This window comes from Burkholderia sp. Se-20378 (assembly GCF_017104665.1).
GTDB classification, from domain to species: domain Bacteria; phylum Pseudomonadota; class Gammaproteobacteria; order Burkholderiales; family Burkholderiaceae; genus Burkholderia; species Burkholderia lata.
Genome location: NZ_JAAGPG010000893.1, coordinates 1 through 2,099, shown reverse-complemented (window position 1 = coordinate 2,099; position 2,099 = coordinate 1). Strand labels below are relative to the sequence as shown.

Annotated in this window: 2 protein-coding genes; both read right to left on the bottom strand. The window is 69.7% G+C overall.

The genetic code is table 11. The annotated features are described in order from the left end of the window. Positions 1 to 71: 71 nt before the first annotated feature. Positions 72 to 1,172: a cyclopropane-fatty-acyl-phospholipid synthase family protein gene (locus G3N93_RS38690; RefSeq protein ID WP_206135403.1), complete on the bottom strand. Its 1,101-nt coding sequence runs from the start codon at positions 1,170 to 1,172 to the stop codon at positions 72 to 74. Further along, on the bottom strand, positions 1,169 to 2,002 hold the full coding sequence (locus tag G3N93_RS38685; protein WP_206135402.1) for a DUF1295 domain-containing protein: 834 nt from the start codon (positions 2,000 to 2,002) through the stop codon (positions 1,169 to 1,171). Before G3N93_RS38685 ends, G3N93_RS38690 begins: the two co-directional genes overlap by 4 nt. Positions 2,003 to 2,099: the final 97 nt, after the last annotated feature.

The window sequence follows — 2,099 nt, the reverse complement described above, 5'->3', positions numbered from 1 at the left end:
GGCGGCGAGCGCGAGACCCGGCGCGAGCAGGACGGCGACGCGGCGGACGATGCGATACGGCATGAAGCACCTCATCTGCGCGCCGGCCGTTTGTCGAACAGGTAATGGGCGACGCCCCATTCCTGGCCGCCGGCATAGCCGAACAGTTCGGCGACCGCCATGTAGAACATCCGCCAGCGCTGGAATCCGACGCGCGCGTCGGCGCCGTAGACCGTTTCGAGCATCGGCATGACCCGGCCGCGCGCGGCATCGAGCGACGCGAGCCACTGGTTGGCCGTGCGGGCATAGTGCGTGCCGTCGAGCCACCACTGGCGGGCGATGCGCACGTCGTCCTGGAAGTGCAGCAGCAGATCGGCGGACGGCATCGTGCCGCCGGTGAAGAAGTGGCGTGACATCCAGTCGGACCCGTCGCGCGCCGTGAAGTGATAGGCGAGGAGCCGGTGCGCGAACAGGTGCACGAAGAGCTTGCCGTCGTCGGGCATCCATCGGGCGATTTTCGACAGCAACTGCCCGTAGTTCTTCATGTGCTCGAACATCTCGATCGACAGCACGCGGTCGAACCCCGCTTCGCCGGAGGCGAAATCGAATTCGGCCACGTTGCCCGTGACGATCCGCAGGTTGGTCAGCCCGCGGCGGGCAGCGCACTGCTCGATGAAACCGCGTTGACCGTGCGAATTCGACAGGCCGACGATCCGTGCGCGGGGATAGCGCTCCGCCAGCCACAGCGCCAGGGAGCCCCAGCCGCAGCCGAGATCGAGGATGCGCTGTCCGTCCGCGAGTTCGGCGCGCCGTGCGGTCAAGCCGAGCATCGCGTCCTCCGCCTGCGCGAGCGTCTCGTCGCCGCCCGGGTAATAGCCGCACGAATATTTCAGCCGGGGGCCGAGATGGGCTTCGAAGAAGGCGCCGGGCACCTCGTAATGCTGCGTGTTGGCCGCTTGCGTCTCGACCGCGATCGGGCTCGCGCGCAGTTCGCGCAGCAGCGTGTCGTGGGCCATCGCGCGCCGCTCGCCGTCGTCGGCGTGTTCGTCGCGCAGGCGTTGTCGCATCAGCGCACGCATCCCGGCGCGGATCAGCGGATCCGGCAGCCAGCCGCGCTCACAGCAGCGGATCAGCCAGGTGTCGCCGGGCGCGGCAATCCGGGCAGGCGACGGTTGCGAGGCGGTAGCGGTCATGATCGCGTGCTCCTGTCTTCGGGACGATCCGGTCGGGTGCGGGAAGGGGGCGCGGCCCGCGCGGGCGGCCACGGGATCAGCGCGCTGGTCGTGCGCATGTATTCGCGATAGCCCGGGCGGGTGTCGACGAGGCGGGCTTCGAGCAGCGGCAAGCCGGACACCCTGAGCAGCAGCCATGCCATCAGGAACGGCGGCAGCAGGGCCAGCGCGCCCCACGGCATGCCGATCGCCAGGACCGTGTAGGCCAACCAGTGCAGGCATTCGAAAAAGTAGTTGGGGTGTCGCGAATAGCGCCACCAGCCGGCCCGGCAGACCTGGCCGCGTTGGCCGGGATCGGCCAGGAAGCGCTTGAGCTGGCGATCGGCGGCCGCCTCTCCTGCCACGGCGGCGAACCAGATCGCGACTGCGGCGGCAAGCGCGAACCGGGACGGGGCTGCCGCGCTGTAGGCGGGGACGAAGAACGCGACGGACAGCGCCATCGAGATCAGCGCCTGCAACTGGAACAGCCAGAACAGGTTGCGCGCGGCCGCATCGCCCCATTGCAGGCGAAATTGACGGTAGCGCGCGTCTTCCGGCTGCCGGTGATTGCGGCGCCACAGATGCCGCGCGAGCCGCAGCCCCCAAAGGCCGCCGCCCAGCGCGACGAGCGCGCGGTTCAATCCCGCGCCGGTGCCGAACCCGGCGGCGAGCACGGCCACGCCGCCGAGCGTCGCGGCCCAGACCGGGTCGATCATGCCGGCGTTGCGCGAGCGCAGTTGAACGATCCACACGGCCGTGAACGCGAGTATCAGTCCGGCGAAAGCGAGGACGGCGACGGCGGCGGCAGGCATGCGGACTCCGTGGACGGGATATGCGTCATCTACGGATCAGGAGGCCGGATGGATGCGGCCGGGTGCACGATGCGATCCGGCACGGGCGACCAGGGCA